At 60.4% G+C, this 17089-nt stretch carries 14 protein-coding genes; 3 read left to right on the forward strand and 11 right to left on the reverse strand.

What is annotated here, in order from left to right; genetic code table 11:
* Positions 1–52: 52 nt before the first annotated feature.
* From FBX99_RS03050 to FBX99_RS03100, 11 genes are all read right to left on the reverse strand, one after another.
* Positions 53–316 (reverse strand): DUF2790 domain-containing protein, encoded by a 264-nt coding sequence (locus tag FBX99_RS03050; RefSeq protein ID WP_144921860.1) that lies wholly within the window; start codon positions 314–316, stop codon positions 53–55.
* 192 nt (positions 317–508) lie between these two features.
* Positions 509–1447 carry a carbohydrate kinase gene (locus FBX99_RS03055; RefSeq protein WP_144921868.1) on the reverse strand — a complete coding sequence of 313 codons (939 nt, stop codon included), beginning with the start codon at positions 1445–1447 and terminating at the stop codon, positions 509–511.
* A 12-nt stretch (positions 1448–1459) separates the two neighbouring features.
* Entirely contained in the window at positions 1460–2947 is a 1488-nt protein-coding gene (xylB, locus tag FBX99_RS03060; RefSeq protein ID WP_145130573.1) for a xylulokinase, read from the reverse strand.
* A gap of 129 nt (positions 2948–3076) precedes the next feature.
* A complete protein-coding gene (locus FBX99_RS03065) occupies positions 3077–4552 on the reverse strand; it encodes a mannitol dehydrogenase family protein (protein ID WP_145130575.1) in 1476 nt (491 codons plus the stop codon).
* 15 nt (positions 4553–4567) lie between these two features.
* Positions 4568–5671, reverse strand: coding sequence for an ABC transporter ATP-binding protein (locus FBX99_RS03070; protein WP_144921889.1), 1104 nt, complete (start codon positions 5669–5671; stop codon positions 4568–4570).
* Between the two features lie 39 nt (positions 5672–5710).
* Complete coding sequence (locus FBX99_RS03075; protein WP_145130577.1) at positions 5711–6541, reverse strand: carbohydrate ABC transporter permease; 831 nt, start codon at positions 6539–6541, stop codon at positions 5711–5713.
* A gap of 10 nt (positions 6542–6551) precedes the next feature.
* A complete protein-coding gene (locus tag FBX99_RS03080) occupies positions 6552–7487 on the reverse strand; it encodes a carbohydrate ABC transporter permease (RefSeq protein ID WP_144921903.1) in 936 nt (311 codons plus the stop codon).
* A 150-nt stretch (positions 7488–7637) separates the two neighbouring features.
* The gene (locus FBX99_RS03085; protein WP_145130579.1) at positions 7638–8948 is read right to left on the reverse strand and encodes a sugar ABC transporter substrate-binding protein; all 1311 of its coding nucleotides are present in this window, start codon (positions 8946–8948) and stop codon (positions 7638–7640) included.
* A gap of 223 nt (positions 8949–9171) precedes the next feature.
* Positions 9172–10077, reverse strand: coding sequence for an AraC family transcriptional regulator (locus FBX99_RS03090; RefSeq protein WP_047703227.1), 906 nt, complete (start codon positions 10075–10077; stop codon positions 9172–9174).
* A 115-nt stretch (positions 10078–10192) separates the two neighbouring features.
* Positions 10193–11494, reverse strand: a complete 1302-nt coding sequence (locus FBX99_RS03095; protein ID WP_144921915.1) for a glycosyltransferase — start codon at positions 11492–11494, stop codon at positions 10193–10195.
* Between the two features lie 78 nt (positions 11495–11572).
* Positions 11573–11944, reverse strand: a complete 372-nt coding sequence (locus FBX99_RS03100) for a response regulator (protein ID WP_144921920.1) — start codon at positions 11942–11944, stop codon at positions 11573–11575.
* A 254-nt stretch (positions 11945–12198) separates the two neighbouring features.
* Here FBX99_RS03100 and FBX99_RS03105 point away from each other — a divergent pair, with 254 nt between their 5' ends.
* Genes FBX99_RS03105 through FBX99_RS03115 form a run of 3 tightly spaced genes read left to right on the forward strand, consistent with a single transcriptional unit; the run spans position 12199 to position 17086 of the window.
* Positions 12199–15687, forward strand: a complete 3489-nt coding sequence (locus FBX99_RS03105; RefSeq protein ID WP_144921927.1) for a response regulator — start codon at positions 12199–12201, stop codon at positions 15685–15687.
* Positions 15687–16502 (forward strand): protein-glutamate O-methyltransferase CheR, encoded by an 816-nt coding sequence (locus FBX99_RS03110; RefSeq protein ID WP_144921933.1) that lies wholly within the window; start codon positions 15687–15689, stop codon positions 16500–16502. Before FBX99_RS03105 ends, FBX99_RS03110 begins: the two co-directional genes overlap by 1 nt.
* Positions 16499–17086 carry a chemotaxis protein CheB gene (locus tag FBX99_RS03115; RefSeq protein WP_144921939.1) on the forward strand — a complete coding sequence of 196 codons (588 nt, stop codon included), beginning with the start codon at positions 16499–16501 and terminating at the stop codon, positions 17084–17086. The genes FBX99_RS03110 and FBX99_RS03115 overlap by 4 nt, the downstream gene beginning before the upstream one ends.
* Positions 17087–17089 lie beyond the last annotated feature (3 nt).

Here is a 17089-nt window from a genome sequence, read left to right on the forward strand (position 1 = left end):
GGGTCCGGCCGGTAACCGAACCCGGCGTCCAGTTTCAATGCGACGATGGTATTCAGCTGTCGTTCGTACAAGCATCCGAAAGCTTGCGGTAGGACACGTCTCGGGTTTGTCCCGCCTTATCGATGTACACCATCCGCGCAGTGATGACTTCGCAATAGGGTGTGGACGGTTCCGTCAATGACAATACCTTCTTGATTTCCAATGGCATGCCATAGTGATAGGACGTGGGCTGTGGGGTATCGTCCGCCTGAGCCACACCGGTGATACCGATCAGGCCCAGTAACGATGCAGTAGCGACTAGCGCACAGGTATTCATGTCAAAACTCCGCTTCAGAGAGAGGTCGACCTGATGCCTTGGCATCGAGATCTGCCGCGCGGCGACTCTGTCAGGGAGGGCGCGGTCCGGGTCAGTGTCGGATCGCGGAATTAAAAGCGGGTTAAGTGAAACACCTGGCTAGGCCCAGGCTGCCGCAATGCCAGACGAAGCGGCAGCCGCTGGGGTGAGTGGTCAGTTCAACTGCTGGCGATAGGGCAGGTCCGGCCCGGTCTTCCCGCAGGTCAGTGCGGCTGCACGCATGGCGAAGTCGAGCATGGCGCCGATCTGGTCCCGGGTCAGAGTCAGTAGTCCCTCTACCGAGTCCAATTGCTGTTCGATCAACCAGGTAATCAAGGCTGCCTGGAACGTATCGCCTGCGCCCACGGTGTCGGCGATTTTCACCGGGCAGGCCGGCATCGACCAGGTGCCATGGCGACGGCTGAACACGGTTGCGCCCTGGCCACCGCGGGTCAGGAACACCAATTGACAACGATGTTCCAGCCAGCCTTCGATCACCATTTGGGGATCTTGTTCGGGATAGAGCAGGCTCAAGTCTTCGTCGCTGACCTTGATCAGGTCGGCGTACGCCACCAACGTTGCAATCCGTGAGCGCCACAGTTCGATGTCCGGCTGCGGGTTGAGTCGCACGTTCGGGTCCAGGCTGATCAGGCGCTTGCCGCTCTCCCGTTGCACCAACGCCAACAGGGTGTCACCGATCGGTTGCACCACCAGGCAGAACGAGCCGAAATGCAGGCCAGTCACTTCAGGGCCCAATTCTGGCAGGTGCTGCAGGCTCAGTTGCCGGTCCGCGCAGCCTTCGCCGCGAAAACTGTAATGGGGCGAGCCGTTTGCACCCACGGCGACCATCGCCAGGGTGGTCGGCGCATCGAAGTCCTGCAGATATCGTGTGCTGACACCTTCGTTGAGCAGGACCTGTTGCAAGCGCCGGCCAAGGAAATCGGTGGACAGTCCGGCAAACAGCGCCGACTCCACGCCCAGGCGACGCAGCCCGACAGCCACGTTGAACGGCGAACCGCCGGCGATGGCCTTGAAATTGACCTGCGAGGCCCGGCTACCTTCTTCTTCACCACTGAAGAAATCAAACAGTGCTTCACCACACACCAGATACATGAATGTCTGCTCTCAAAGGGTTGCGACGTGTTGTCGATAGGTTGCATAGGCTTGTTGGGCGGCCGCGACATGTTCGGCGACCGGCCGGGTTTCGCTGGCCGTGTCGAGTTTGACGCAACGCTCGCAGAGTTCGGCCAGGCTTTGTTGCGATCCAGACTGACACCACGCCGCCTGGATCGCCGCACCCAGGGCAGCCGCTTCGCTCTGTTCTGTGCAGATGACCGTGGTATTCATGATGTCGGCAACGATCTGCCGCCATACCGGGCTCTTCGACCCGCCGCCGATCAGACGGATGCTCCGTGCTTCGAGTCCGGTAGCGCGCAGCAGGTCCAGGCCATAGCGCAAGCCGAAGGTGGTGCCTTCGACCACGGCCCGGCACAAGTTGGGCCGGTTCAGGTTGGTGGTCGTCAGGCCCAGCAGGCTGGCGGTGGCATGGGGCAGGGCGGGGACCCGCTCACCGTTGAGGAATGGCAGCATGCAGACCCCTTCGGCGCCGATCGGGGCCTGGGCCACCAGGGCGTTGAAGGTCTCGATGTCCAGCTCGAACAGTTCGCGTATCGCACTGGTAGCGTTGGTCAGGTTCATGGTGCAGATCAGCGGCAGCCAGCCGCCGCTGGATGAGCAGAAAGCCGCTACCGAGGCCTCGGGGCTGACCGCGGGCTCACTGGCATAGGCATACACCGTGCCGGAGGAGCCGAGGCTCATGGTGATCACGCCGGGCTGGATATTGCCGGTGCCGATGGCGCCCATCATGTTGTCGCCGCCACCGCTTGCCACGACGGCCTCGGGGTTGATGCCCAGGCGTGCGGCAATGTCCGGCAGGATGCGCCCCACCGGCTGATGAGCTTCGATCAGCTCCGGCAGCGCCGCTTGCAACCGGCCGCTGGGGTCGATGTGCTGCAACAGCTGCAGGTCCCATTGGCGAGTGCGCACGTTGAAATAACCGGTACCCGAGGCATCGCCGTATTCGCTGCAATGACGGCCGGTGAGCCAGTGGTTCAGGAAGTCATGGGGCAACAGGATGTGAGCGATGCGGGCAAAAATCTGCGGATGGTGTTCCCGGGTCCATAACAGCTTGGAGACCGTGTAGCCGGGGGCGATGACCACTCCCAGGCGCTCCAGGGCCCCGTTTTCGCCGCCCAGGTGCGCCAACAGCTGATCGTTTTGCGGGGCGCTTTCGGTGTCGCACCAGAGCTTGGCCGGGCGCAGCACCTGATCCTGTTCATCGAGCAACACCAGGCCATGCTGCTGGCCGGAGACGCCAATGCCAAGAATCGCCTGGCCATCGACACCGGCGTCTGTCAAAGCCTGGTGAGTGGCCCGGGTGAACGCATCGATCCATTGCCCGGTGTCTTGTTCACGTCGGCCATTGGCACCGCTGATCAGGGTGTGGGCCGCGGCGCCCTGGCCCAGGACCTGGCCGCTGTTTGCATCCAGGATCAAGGCCTTGGTGCCTTGGGTGCCGCAGTCGATGCCCAGGAACAACTGTTGATTTGCCATAAAAATCCTCATGTGACAGATCGTTCCCACGCTCTGCGTGGGGATGCCTCAACGGACGCTCCGCGTTCGGCTTTTGGGGCGCAGAGCGTCCCTGGCTACATTCCCACGCAGAGCGTGGGAACGATCAACCTAACCCTCCAACACCCGCTCAAGTGTCCGGGTCACTCCATGTTCGCGCAAGCTATTGCAGCACCATTCGAAGGCCGCGACGAACTCCGCCGAGCGCGGGATCGCCGTGCCGAAAATCTCCTCGACCTCCAGCATCCGCTGGGTTACCAGCGCATCGTCGGCCACCAGTGCCTGGCAGAATCCCGCACGCGGGTCAGGAATCTTATAACTCACGCCGTTTTCGTCCACGCCCTTGAGGTACACGGCCCAGGCCGCGACTACCAGCGCCGCGCGGCGGGTTTCGCCACCGTCGGCAATCAAGCGGTTGATGGTCGGCACGGTGAATTTCGGAAACTTCGACGAACCGTCCGAGCACACCCGTTCCAGTTGGTCGGCGATGGCCTGGTTGGAGAAACGCTCCACCAGGGTGTCCTTGTAGTCGTCCAGATCGATGCCCGGCACGGGGGCCAGTTGCGGTGTCACATCCAGGTCCATATAGGCACGGATGTAACGCACGAACAACGGGTCGTTCATGGTCTCGTGGACAAAGCGGTAGCCCTTGAGAAACCCCAGGTAGGTCAGGGCCAGATGGCTGCCGTTGAGCAGCTTGATCTTCATTTCCTCATAGGGGGAGACGTCATCGGTGAACTGCACGCCGACCTTTTCCCAGGCCGGGCGTCCGTTGACGAATTTGTCTTCCAGCACCCACTGCACGAACGGCTCGCAGACCACCGGCCAGGCATCGTCGATCCCGTGCTCGTCGTGCAGTTGCAGGCGATGGGCGACGCTGGTCATGGGGGTGATGCGGTCGACCATGGCGTTGGGAAAGCTCACGTTGTGGTCGATCCACTGCGCCAGTCCGGCGTCGTGCAGCGTGGCGAAGGCCAGCAATGCCTTGCGGGTCACAGCGCCGTTGTGGGGCAGGTTATCGCAGGACATCAGGGTAAACGCCGGCGTCCCGGCGGCGCGGCGTTTGGCCAGGGCGGCGCAGAGAAAGCCGAACACCGTGGTCGGAGCAGCCGGGTGGGCCAGGTCGTGCTGGATCTGCGGCAGATGGGCCATGAACTCGCCGTTGCTGTCGTCGATGCAGTAGCCGCCTTCGGTAATGGTCAGCGAAACGATGCGGATCTGCGGATCCGCCAGTTTGTCGATCAGCACCTGGGCGCCGTCTTCGGCCAGCAACATGTCGTTGATGGCGCCAATCACGCGGACTTCGGTGTCGTCAGTGTCACCCAGTTCGTACAGGGTAAACAGATAATCCTGGCTGGCCAGGTCATCCCGGGCGCGGCGGTCTTCGGCCCGCAACCCAACGCCGCAAATGGCCCAGTCCAGGTCGGCGCCAGTGTTCATCAGCGCGTCGGTGTAGTAGGCCTGGTGAGCCCGATGGAAGCCGCCGACACCGATGTGGGCGATGCCTTGGCGGAGATCGCCCAAGGGATAGGCGGGCAGGGCAACTTCCGGTTTGAGGTTATGCAGGTTCTGGCGGTTGAGTTTCATCACGAGTCTCGGTAATCAGGCGGCGGCGCGCAGTACACGGGTGACTGCTACGCCATCGGCATCGAACAAATGGCAGTGTTGGGCGTCCAGGTGCAGGTTCAGTTGTTCGCCGAACCGGCTCGCCAGGTCGCCGTGAACCCGCATGGTCAGGGCTTCCCCGGACGCGGTATTGACGTGACAGAAAGTGTCGCTGCCCAGGCGCTCGCTGACATCGGCGATTACCTGCAGCGTGCACTCGCCGGGCTGCGCCAGGTTCAAGTGCTCCGGACGGATGCCCAGGGTGACGGGGCTGCCGACGCTGAGACTCGCCCCGTTCACCGGCAGTTGGATACGCGTGCCGGCGTCCAGCTGAACTTCGCAACCCTGGCCGTTGAGTGCGCTGACCTTACCTTTGAGAAAACCCATTTTCGGCGTACCGAGGAACCCGGCGACAAACAGGTTGGCCGGCTGGTGGTATAGCTCCAGGGGCGAGCCGACCTGCTCGATGCGCCCGCCGTTGAGCACCACCACTTTGTCGGCCAGGGTCATGGCTTCGACCTGATCGTGGGTGACGTAGATCATGGTCGCCTGCAGTTCCTTGTGCAGCCGCGCCAGCTCCAGGCGCATCTGTACCCGCAAGGCGGCGTCGAGGTTGGACAGCGGCTCGTCGAACAGGAAGATTTTCGGATTGCGCACGATGGCCCGGCCGATTGCAACCCGCTGGCGCTGGCCGCCGGACAGTTGTTTGGGCTTGCGTTCGAGCATCGGTCCCAGTTCGAGGATGCGTGCGGCTTCGTTGACCTTCTTCTCGATGTCGGCCTTGGGCACTCCCGCCAGATCCAAGGCGAAGGACATGTTTTTGCGCACGCTCATGTGTGGGTACAAGGCATAGGTCTGGAACACCATCGCCAGGTCGCGCTTGGCCGGGCTGACCTCGGTGATGTCACGCCCGTCCAGCTCGATGGTGCCGTCGCTGACTTCTTCCAGACCGGCGATCAGCCGCAGCAAGGTGGATTTGCCGCAGCCCGACGGACCGACGAAGACCACGAACTCACGGTCGTTCACCTCGAGGTCGATACCTTTGATGATGGAAAAACCTTCGAAGCCTTTTTGCAGATTCTTGATTTTCAGGTTGGCCATGATGATGGGCCTCCACGTCTGATTAGGGTGTAGGGCGCGTTACTTCACGGCGCCAAAGGACAAGCCGCGGACCAATTGCTTCTGGCTGATCCAGCCGAAGATCAGGATCGGCGCGCAGGCCAGGGTCGAGACGGCGGACAATTTGGCCCAGAACAAACCTTCAGGGCTGGAGTAGGAAGCGATCAGGGCCGTCAGCGGCGCGGCTTTGGATGAGGTGAGGTTCAACGACCAGAAGGCCTCGTTCCAGCACAGGATCAATGACAGCAGCACAGTGGAGGCCAGGCCGCCCTTGGCAATCGGCAGCAATACGCGAACCATCTTCTGCCACAGGGTGGCGCCGTCCAGGCGCGCGGCTTCGAGGATGTCCCGGGGAATGTCCTTGAAGTAGGTGTAAATCATCCAGACCACGATCGGCAGGTTGATCAGCGTGTAGATGACGATCAGCGCAGTACGGGTATCCAACAGGCCAAAGCTCTTGGCCAGCAGGTAGATCGGCATCAGCACGCCCACCGGAGGCAGCATCTTGGTGGAGAGCATCCACAGCAAGGTGCCTTTGGTGCGCTGGGTTTCGTAGAACGCCATGGAGTAGGCCGCCGGTACCGCGATCAGCAGGCACAAGGCCGTGGCGCTGAAGGAAATCACTACCGAGTTCCAGGCGAACGTGAAGTAGTCGCTGCGTTCGTTGATGTGCAGGTAGTTCTCCAGCGTTGGCGCGAAAATGAACTGCGGCGGCGTGGCGAATGCGTCGATTTCGGTCTTGAAGCTGGTCAGTACCATCCAGAAGATCGGGAAGAAAATCAGGATCGCGATGGCCCAGGCCAGCGTGCCCAGTAGCAGGCTTTGCAGCCGACGGGATTGTTGGAGTGTCATGGCGGCGGCCTCAGTTCTTGTCAGTCAGGTTTTTGCCGATCATCCGCACCAGGAGGATGGCGGCGATATTGGCAATGACCACGGCTATCAGGCCACCGGCCGAAGCCATGCCGACGTCGAACTGCACCAGCGCCTGGTTGTAGATCAGGTAGGCGAGGTTGGTCGAGGCGTAGCCGGGGCCGCCGTTGGTGGTGGTGAAGATTTCGGCGAATACCGACAACAGGAAGATGGTTTCGATCATCACCACGACGGCGATCGGCCGGGCCAGGTGCGGCAAGGTCAGGTGCCAGAAAATCGCGATCGGACCGGCACCGTCCAGGCGGGCGGCTTCCTTCTGCTCTTGGTCGAGGGACTGCATGGCCGTCATCAGGATCAGGATCGCGAAGGGCAGCCACTGCCAGCTGACAATGATGATGATCGACAGCAGCGGGTAGTGGGCCAGCCAGTCCACCGGCTGTGCGCCGAACAGTTTCCACACTGAGGCGAGGATCCCGGAGACCGGGTGGAATATCAGGTTCTTCCAGATCAGCGCGCCCACCGTGGGCATGATGAAGAACGGCGAGATCAGCAGGACCCGGACGATGCCGCGGCCAAAGAATTCGCTGGCCTCCAGCAATGCACTGATCAACACCCCGAACACGATACTGATCAGCAGCACGCTTCCTACCAGCAATAAAGTATTGGTGGCACCGGGCATGAAGCCCGAATCGGTAAGGAAATACGTGAAGTTCTCCAGCCCGACGAACTCGTTTTCACCGGGGTAGAGCAGGTTGTAGCGGATCATCGAGAAGTAGACGGTCATGCCCAGGGGCACGATCATCCACAGCAGCAACAGGGCGACCGATGGACTGACCAGGAACCAGCCGGGGTTCGCCAGGCGGATCTTGCGCGCCGGCGGCGGGGCAATCTCGAGGGGGGCTTTGGCGGTTGTAGTTGAGCTATTCATGGCATTGAACCGATTTTGTGCAGGTCTACAAGAATCCCTTGTGGGAGCGGGCTTGCTCGCGAATAGGGCAGCACATCCAACATCAATGTGACTGACAGATCGCTTTCGCGAGCAAGCCCGCTCCCACAAAAGACAGAGCGGTGGCTCGGGTTACTTGGGATACCCGGCACGCTTCATCTCGCGCTCGGTGGTGGACTGCGCGGCGGTCAGCGCCTGGTCCACGCTCTGCTGACCGGTCAGTGCGCCGGAGAAGAACTTGCCCACCTGGGTGCCGATGGCCTGGAATTCGGGAATGGTCACCAACTGGATACCGATATAAGGCACCGGCTTGAGGGTCGGCGCTTTCGGATCGGCGACTTTCAACGATTCCAGGGTCACCTTGGCGAACGGCGCGGCCTTCATGTACTCGTCGCTGTAGGTCGAGGTGCGGGTGCCTGGCGGTACGTTGGCGATGCCATCGGTCTTGGCGACCAGTTGGCTGTATTCCTTGGAGGTCGCCCAACTGGTAAAGACCTTGGCGGCTTCCTTGGCCTTGGAGCTGGTCGGGATTGCCAGTGACCAGGAGTACAGCCAGGAGGTGCCCTTATCGGTTTTTTCGTGGGGAGCGAAGGTGAAGCCGACATGATCGGACACCTTGCTCTGGGTCTTGTCAGTCACGAACGAGCCGGCAACGCTGGCATCGACCCAGATCGCGCATTTGCCGCTGTTGAACAGGGCCAGGTTCTCGTTGAAGCCGTTGCTCGACGCACCTGGCGGGCCGGATTTCTTCATGTTGTCGACGTAGAAGGTCAGCGCGTCTTTCCACTCGGGACTATTGAACTGCGCTTGCCACTTCTCATCGAACCAGCGCGCTCCGTAGCCGTTGGCCAGGGTGGTGATTAGCGCCATGTTCTCGCCCCAGCCGGCCTTGCCCCGCAGGCACAGGCCATATTGTTCCTTGCTCTTGTCGGTGAGTTTTTCCGCAAACTCGCCGATCTGGGTCCAGGTCGGGTGTTCGGGCATGGTCAGCCCGGCGTCCTTGAACAAGTCGGTGCGGTAGTAGGTGATCGAGCTTTCGGCGTAGAACGGCAGGGCATACAACGAGCCCTTGACCGACAGGCCGTCACGCACGGAAGGGAAGACGTCGTCCAGGTCGTAGGAGGCCGGCAGGTCCTTCATCGGCTCCAGCCAGCCCTTGGCGCCCCAGAGTGCAGCTTCGTACATGCCGATGGTCAGCACATCGAACTGTCCGCCCTGAGTGGCGATGTCGGTGGTCAGGCGTTGGCGCAGGACGTTTTCTTCGAGCACCACCCAGTTCAGCTTGATGTCCGGATGCTCCGACTCGAAGGTCTTCGAGAGCTTCTGCATGCGGATCATGTCGCTGTTGTTGACAGTGGCAATGGTGAGGGTCTGTGCGCCGAAACTGACGCTGCTGAGGGTCATGCAGGTGGAGACAAGCAGAGCTTTTACCGAAGGTTTCATCGCGCACTCCTTTTCCGTGCCGGAAGGCGGCGGAAGGACAGTTATTGTTTTTTGTCTTCCGGATGAAGGGAAGAATGTGCGCTGATTACAGCCTTCAATGGACGTCGTGACAAATCATCCGTCGCACTGGTGCTGATACTTTTTTGCACTGGGCGAAGATGGTGAGTGAAAGGATTAACCTGTGGCGAGGGGATAAATCCCCTCGCCACAGGCGAGCAAAGTCTCAGCCCTGGTTCTGCTCGGTCAACCGCTGCACCGCCAGCCGCCGGTAATGGGAAGGGGTCATGCCCTTGAGTTGCTGGAAGCGCCGGTTGAAGTTCGAGATGTTATTGAAGCCCGACTCGAAACAGACATCCGTGACCGGCTTGTCGCCGTCGGCCAGCAATTCGCAGGATTTGCTGATGCGCAGGCGGTTGACGAATTCGATGAAACAGCGACCGGTGGCCTGTTTGAACACACGGCTGAAGTAGGTCGGTTTCATGCCCAGGTGCTCGGCGACTTCCTCCAGGGGCAGCTCCCGAGCGTAATGGGCAAAAATATAGTCCACGGCCCGGTTGGTACGGTCGATGCTGTGCTCATCGGTCATCTGCGAAGAGGCGCCGCCGGAGAGCACCTGATAGTCATCCGTGGTGGCCAGCAATTCCATCAGGATGAAGAAATACCCCAGGCGGCTCATGCCTTGGGAGTCGGCAATGCGTTGCATCAGGATCATCGCCTGGCGGATGGTTCGCTTGCAGCGGAACTCGATGCCGTAGCGGGCCCGTTCGAGCAGCGGCGCGATGGTCTTGAGTTCGGCAAAGACCTGATTTCCGCTTTCGAACAACTCGTCGGTGAAATTCACCAGCATGTCGCGCTTGGGCACCACTTCGTCTTCGGCCACCTGGCTGATCCAGTTATGGGGCAGGTTGGGGCCGGTGAGAAACAGCGTCTGCGGGTAGAAGTTGCCGATGTAATCGCCAATGAACACTTTGCCGGAACTGGCGACGATCAGGTGCAGTTCATATTCCTTATGGAAATGCCAGCGCACCAGCGGGCAGGGAAAGCCGTGTTGGCGATAGATGATGGACAATCCGTTATGGTCATCCATCAACTCGTAGGAAGGGTCGGTGACTCTTGCTGTTCGGGTCATGGGCCTGCACTTTTATTGTTATCGCCGCTGGATAATGCCCCCTTCGCCGGGCAGGTGCCACCCCGAATAGCCTTCCGATGGTCGCCCGGAGAAATGCCATCAGTGATGCTGGCAGCTACACCGCCGCGTTGTTGCGGTGCTTTTCCTCAATCCACTGGGACATGTATTGGGTGCTCTTGTGCTGGTGGTGGCGCAGCATGCTGCCGGTGAAATTGTCCCGCCGTCGTTGCACCAGGTTGGCACGGCACGCCTGGATACTTTCAATCAGCGCCGGGCCATGAATCTCTGTGCGGTACCGCTCCGCCAGCAGCTTCAGGCCGGCATCCCGGGCCTGATTCCAGCGGACCGGGTCGTTGTACAACTGCACGGCGGCGTTGGCGATGGCTTCGGCGCTCTGGCTGATAATTCCAGGCCACGGCATCTGCCCATGCATGGCTTCGGCGCCGATGGGCGTGGTGACGCTTGGCGTGCCACAGAGCATCGCCTCGATCAGCTTGCCCTTGATGCCAGCGCCAAAACGCAGCGGTGCCAGACAGATACGCGCCGCCGACATTACCTGCAGGGCGTCCTCGGCCCAGTTCATGATATGGAATCCCTGGGCTGGGTTGTGCAGCGCGGCAGCTTTCGGCGGGGTATAGGCGCCGTACAGATGCAGCTGTGCCTCCGGCAATTGCTGACGGATCAGCGGCCAGATGGCGTTCTTCATCCAGAGCACGGCATCCCAGTTCGGTGCATGGCGGAAGTTGCCGATGCTCAAGAAATGCGCCCGGTCCTCGAATGGCACCGGTGGCGTGGCTGGCAGATCAACCATCAACGGGCACCAGAGCAGGAGGTTGCGCGGCACCTTGAATTGCTCCACCAACAGCTCGATCTCCACCTCGGACACCATCAGGTTCAGGTCGCAGCGGTACACGGCGGCGATCTCGCGCTTGGCCATATCGGTATCGGCCATCCGCTGGAATTCCTCGGGCAGGTTTGGCGCGAAAAGATCGCTGAAGTCCTGGGAACTATCGTCAGCTTTCAAGCGGTTCTTGAGGCGCTGATGCCGGGCGTGGCGCAGGCTTTGCAAATCGGACGTTTCCAGCACACGCAAGGCGCCGGGGCATTGCGTCTCGACCCGCCAGCCGAACTGCTCTTCCATCATGAATTGATCGAACAGGACGATATCCGGTGCCAGCTCACCGACGAACACATCGAAACTGCTGTTGTTGAGTTCGATGGGCACTTCGTGGATGCCCAGTTCGATCAGGTCCGCGCGGTTCTCCCCCGGCTTCGCCGGGCTGCTGAAGGTGATGTCCCAGCCTTGCCCGAGGAAGGCTTCCAGGATCTGCATGATGTGCCCACCCGCCGCCGATGAACGCGGCTCGGGCCAGACGTAACCGATGACCAGGACCTTGAGGGCGGCGGGATGAGGCATGGGCAGGCATTTCCTTGGATGGATCAGGCGCAGTCGGTGCGCGGGGCGCGCCGATAGTGACCAAGAATCCGCTTTGGCTCAAGAAAGAATGCTTCTGACCTTGTCGCGCAACTGATCGATGGAAAAAGGCTTGCCGATCACCGCCATGCTTTCCGGTACGTCGATGCTTTCGGCATAGCCACTGGCGAACAGAACCGGTAGCCCAGGCCGCACCAGGCGGGCTTGCCTGGCCAGTTCGCGGCCGTCCATCACCGGCAGGCCTATGTCCGTCATCATCAGATCGATCCGTTGGTCCAGGTTGCGCAAGAAGTCAAGCGCCTGGTCGCAACCGTCCGCCTCGAGCACCTGATATTCCAGTTCTTCCAGTACATCGACGATCAACATCCGGACGATGTCGTCGTCCTCGACTACCAGGACATTAACGGGAGTGACAGGGGTGGAAGTGGACATAGTGGTTATTCTCAAAAGATAAAATCGGGAAGGGCGAAAAAGGACTCATGCATGAGTAAGTAGCGAGGCGGCACAAGTTCCCGATCCTGTACAAGAAAGGATCTATAGTACAAGAGCTGACAAGGATATTCGCTTCCTTGCTACCGGGCAGACCGTTGTGGGAATTGTGCCTTTGACTTTGTCAGAAATGTGGATCCAGTCCGTGTCTTTCGGGCAAACTCCGTGGTTTCCAACTGTTCGCCAAGGCCTTTTCCATGACACTTTCGTCTTCGGTTGACGAGCAAAGTTTTCGCAAGCTCCTGAGCCGCAATATCAGCCTGCCGTTGGGCATGGGCGCTCTCAGCGCGGTGTTTTTCATCGTGTTGATCACCTATCTGCTGTCAGTGATCCAATGGGTCGGGCACAGCGATAGGGTGATCAGTAATGCCAACGAAGCCATCAAGCTGAGCGTGGACCTGGAGACCGGTATGCGCGGCTATCTCTTGAGTGGGGACGAGCACTTCCTCGACCCCTATGAGATCGCCAAACCGCGTATTGCCGTCGCGCTTGAGACATTGCTGGAATTGACAGCCGACAACCCCATCCAGACCGAGCGCCTGCACAAGGTACAAGCGCTCCAGACGGAGTGGGCCAATTACGCCCAGAGCATGATCGACCTGCAACGCAGCAGCGGCGATTATCGGGGAGCGGTGAAGGCCGGACGCGGCAAGCGCCTGACGGACGAAATACGCAAGACCTTTGAAGACATCGTCGAAACCGAGCAGCAATTGCGTACAGCGCGTAACGAAGAGGTGCGCTCTACCACGGTCTGGAGCATTACCTTTTATTTGCTGTTCGTTGCCGCTGTCAGCGGATTGCTGGCCTATGTCGGGCGGCGAGACCTGTTGAGCCTGTCCAACAGCTACGGCGCCAGCCTCCGGATACAGCAAGAGAGTGCCTCGCACCTGGAAAAACAGGCTTGGCTGCGCAATGGCCAGACCCAATTGGCCGAGCAGGTGCTGGGGCAACTGACCTTGAACCTGCTGGGGCGCAACATCCTGCAGTTCTGCGCCAAGTACCTCGACACCGCCGTCGCTGCGCTGTATGCGCGGGAGGAAAACGGCGTGCTCAAGCGGGTGGCCACCTATGGTCTTTCCCGTGAGGACGACGAACAGCATCAGGTGATCGTTGCGGGCGAAGGCATCGTTGGCCAGGCCGTACAGCAGGGGCGTCTTATTCGTCTGGACAATGTCCCCGACGATTACCTGAAAGTCAGTTCAGGGCTGGGGCAAGGCTTGCCTAATAGCGTGGTGGTGGTACCGACCAGCGACGATGACCGGGTCAACGGTGTCATCGAACTGGGTTTCCTGCGGCCCTTGACCGAGCGTGATATCGAGCTGCTGGAGCTGATTGCCGGTAACGTCGGCACCTCCATCGAAGCCGCCCGTTACCGGCAGCGCTTGCAGGAAGTGCTGGCGGAAACCCAGCAGTTGAACGAAGAGCTGCAGGTACAGCAGGAAGAGCTCAAGACCGCCAACGAAGAACTCGAGGAGCAGTCGCGGATTCTCAAGGAGTCCCAGGTTCACCTGGAAGCCCAACAGCAGGAACTGGAACAGACCAACGAGCAACTGGCCGAGCAACGCGACGCCATGGACCAGAAGAACAACGAGCTGAACCTGGCCCAGCTCCAGTTGCAGGAACGCGCTGAAGAGTTGCAGCGTTCGAGCAAATACAAGTCCGAGTTCCTTGCCAACATGTCCCATGAACTGCGCACGCCGCTCAACAGCTCACTGATCCTGTCCAAGCTGTTGGCGGAGAATCCGCAGAACAACCTGAGCGAGGAGCAAGTCAAGTTTGCCGAGTCGATCTACTCCGCCGGCAACGACCTGCTCAACCTGATCAACGACATTCTCGACATTTCCAAGGTCGAGGCCGGCAAACTGCAGGTTCGTCCGGAAAACACCGGCGTGTCGCGCCTGGTAGAGGGCTTGCGCGATATGTTCAAGCCACTGGCGGCCGACAAGGGCCTGGGCTTCGAAGTCCAGGTGCTGCCCGACGCGCCAGCGATGCTATACACCGACCGCCAGCGCCTGGAGCAGATACTCAAGAACCTGTTATCCAATGCGGTCAAGTTCACCGAGCAAGGCACCGTGAGCCTGTCCGTGGCCGGCCAGCCGGGTTCAGGCATTGCCTTCATGGTGCGGGATTCGGGCATCGGCATTTCCCCCGACCAGCAGCAAAGCATCTTCGAGGCATTCCGCCAGGCCGATGGCACCACTAATCGCCGTTACGGCGGTACCGGCCTGGGGCTGTCGATCTCCCGCGACCTGGCGACCTTGCTGGGCGGCTCGATCTCCGTGTCCAGCGCGCCGGGGCAGGGCAGTCTGTTCACGCTGGTGTTGCCTGAGCGTTATGTCGAGCCTGGGGAGACCCCGGTGGTACCGCGGACCTTCACGCCGACGGCCGCTGTGCCGGCCGCCGTGACCGATATGCCGGCGTCCCCTGCGGCATCGCTGGTTGCCCAGATAGAGCCGCCCATTGCCAGCTTCGCCGACGACCGGGACAAGGCGCCGTTCAACGGCCGTTGCATCCTGGTGATCGAGGATGAGCCCAAGTTCGCCCGGATCCTGTTCGACCTCGCCCATGAGTTGGGCTACCAATGCCTGGTGGCCCATGGTGCCGATGAAGGCTTTGACCTGGCCTCGCAACTGGGCCCCGATGCCATCCTGCTGGACATGCGCCTGCCTGATCATTCCGGGCTGACGGTACTGCAGCGACTCAAGGAGCAGGCCGAGACCCGGCATATCCCGGTACACGTGATCTCCGTCGAAGACCGCGTCGAAGCCGCGATGCACATGGGCGCCATCGGCTATGCGGTCAAGCCGACCACCCGTGAGGAACTCAAGGAGGTGTTCGCCCGCCTGGAAGCCAAGCTGACCCAGAAGGTCAAGCGGGTGTTGCTGGTGGAGGACGATGACCTGCAACGCGACAGCATCACTCGCCTGATCGGCGACGAGGACATCGAAATCACCGCCGTTGGCCTGGCCCAGCAGGCTCTGGATCTGCTGCGCAACAATGTCTACGACTGCATGGTCATCGACCTGAAGTTGCCGGACATGTTGGGCAATGACCTGCTCAAGCGCATGTCCACCGAGGAGATCTGTTCGTTCCCGCCAGTGATCATCTACACCGGGCGCAACCTGACCCGCGATGAAGAGGCCGAACTGCGCAAGTATTCGCGCTCGATCATTATCAAGGGCGCCCGCTCGCCAGAACGCCTGCTGGACGAGGTGACACTCTTTTTGCACAAAGTCGAATCCCGGTTGTCCCATGAAAGGCAACGGATGCTCAAGACGGCCCGCAGCCGGGACAAGGTGTTCGAAGGGCGCAAGATACTGCTGGTGGACGACGATGTGCGCAACATCTTTGCCCTGACCAGCGCCCTGGAGGCAAAGGGGGCGGTCGTGGTCATCGGCCGTAACGGCTACGAAGCGATCGAGCGCCTCAATGAAGTGGAAGACATCGACTTGGTGCTGATGGACGTGATGATGCCAGAGATGGACGGTTTCGAAGCCACCGCGCGCATCCGCAAGGATCCGCGCTGGCGCAAGCTGCCCATCATTGCCGTGACGGCCAAGGCCATGAAGGACGATCAGGAGCGCTGCATCGCGGCCGGCTCCAACGACTACCTGGCCAAACCGATCGACCTCGATCGCCTGTTTTCGCTGATTCGCGTGTGGTTGCCGAATATGGAAAGAATTTAGTGGAAAGAGACACCGACATTGAACTGCGTTTGCTGATCGACGCGATCTATCTCAAGTACAGCTACGATTTCAGGGATTACTCCGGCGCCTCCATCAAGCGCCGGGTTCACCACGCGCTGAGCCAGTTCGAGTGCCGGACCATCTCGGCGCTCCAGGAGCGTGTGCTGCATGACCCGGGCGTGTTCATGCAGCTGTTGCAACTGCTGACTATTCCCGTCAGTGAGATGTTCCGTGACCCCTCGCACTTCCTGGCCATTCGCCAGGAAGTGGTGCCGCTGCTCAAGACCTATCCGTCGCTCAAGATTTGGATCGCCGGTTGCAGTACGGGGGAGGAGGTCTATTCCATGGCGATCCTGCTGCGGGAAGAGGGCCTGTTGGACCGCACGCTCATCTACGCCACCGATATCAACCCCAGGTCGTTGGAGAAGGCTAAGCAGGGCATTTTTGCCCTGGAGAACGTGCGGGCCTACACACAGAACTATCAGTTGGCGGGGGGGCGACGCTCGTTTGCCGATTACTACACCGCCGCCTACGATTATGCGATGTTCGACAAGACCCTTTGTGAGAACGTGACCTTTGCCGATCACAGCCTGGCGACGGACAGTGTTTTTTCAGAAACACAATTAATTTCGTGTCGTAATGTATTGATATATTTCAATAAAAAGCTGCAAGATCGCGCATTCGGACTGTTCCATGAGTCCCTCTGTCACCGTGGTTTCCTGGTACTGGGCAGCAAGGAAACACTGGACTTCTCGATGTTCGGCAAGCAATTCGAGCCGTTGGTCAAACAGGAACGGATCTATCGCAAGTTATGAACCAGACAACGGACAGGTCCGGATCCGCAATAGGAGCCATCGCCGTCGGTGCATCCGCCGGCGGCGTGGAGGCACTGCTCAGACTCTTCGGTCATCTGCGCAAAGGCTTCCGCTTGCCTGTCCTGGTGGTGCTGCATCTGCCCAACGAGCGCTTCAGCCAGTTGGCCCAGGTTCTTGATCACCGTCTGGCGATACCGGTGGAAGAGGCTCGGGATAAACAGGACATTCGCCCCGGCACCCTCTACGTCGCCACGCCAGGCTACCATTTGTCGGTCGAGGCCGATCGCAGCCTGTCGTTGAGCCTGGAGGAACCGGTGCACCATTCGCGGCCGTCCATCGATGTCTTATTCGAATCGGCCGCCGACGTCTATGGTCCGAACCTGCTGGCCATCGTCCTGACCGGGGCCAACGACGACGGCGCCAAAGGCTTGGCCAGGGTCAAGGAGCTGGGCGGAATCACCGTCGTCCAAGACCCCGCCGAAGCCCAGGTTGCGACCATGCCGGAAGCCGCGCTGGCCCTGCACGAGCCCGACCATATCCTCACTTTGCAAGGCATCGGCCAATTGTTGGCTGGGCTGGAATGAACC

Origin of the sequence: Pseudomonas sp. SJZ074 (genome assembly GCF_007828215.1) — a bacterium.
GTDB lineage: Bacteria > Pseudomonadota > Gammaproteobacteria > Pseudomonadales > Pseudomonadaceae > Aquipseudomonas.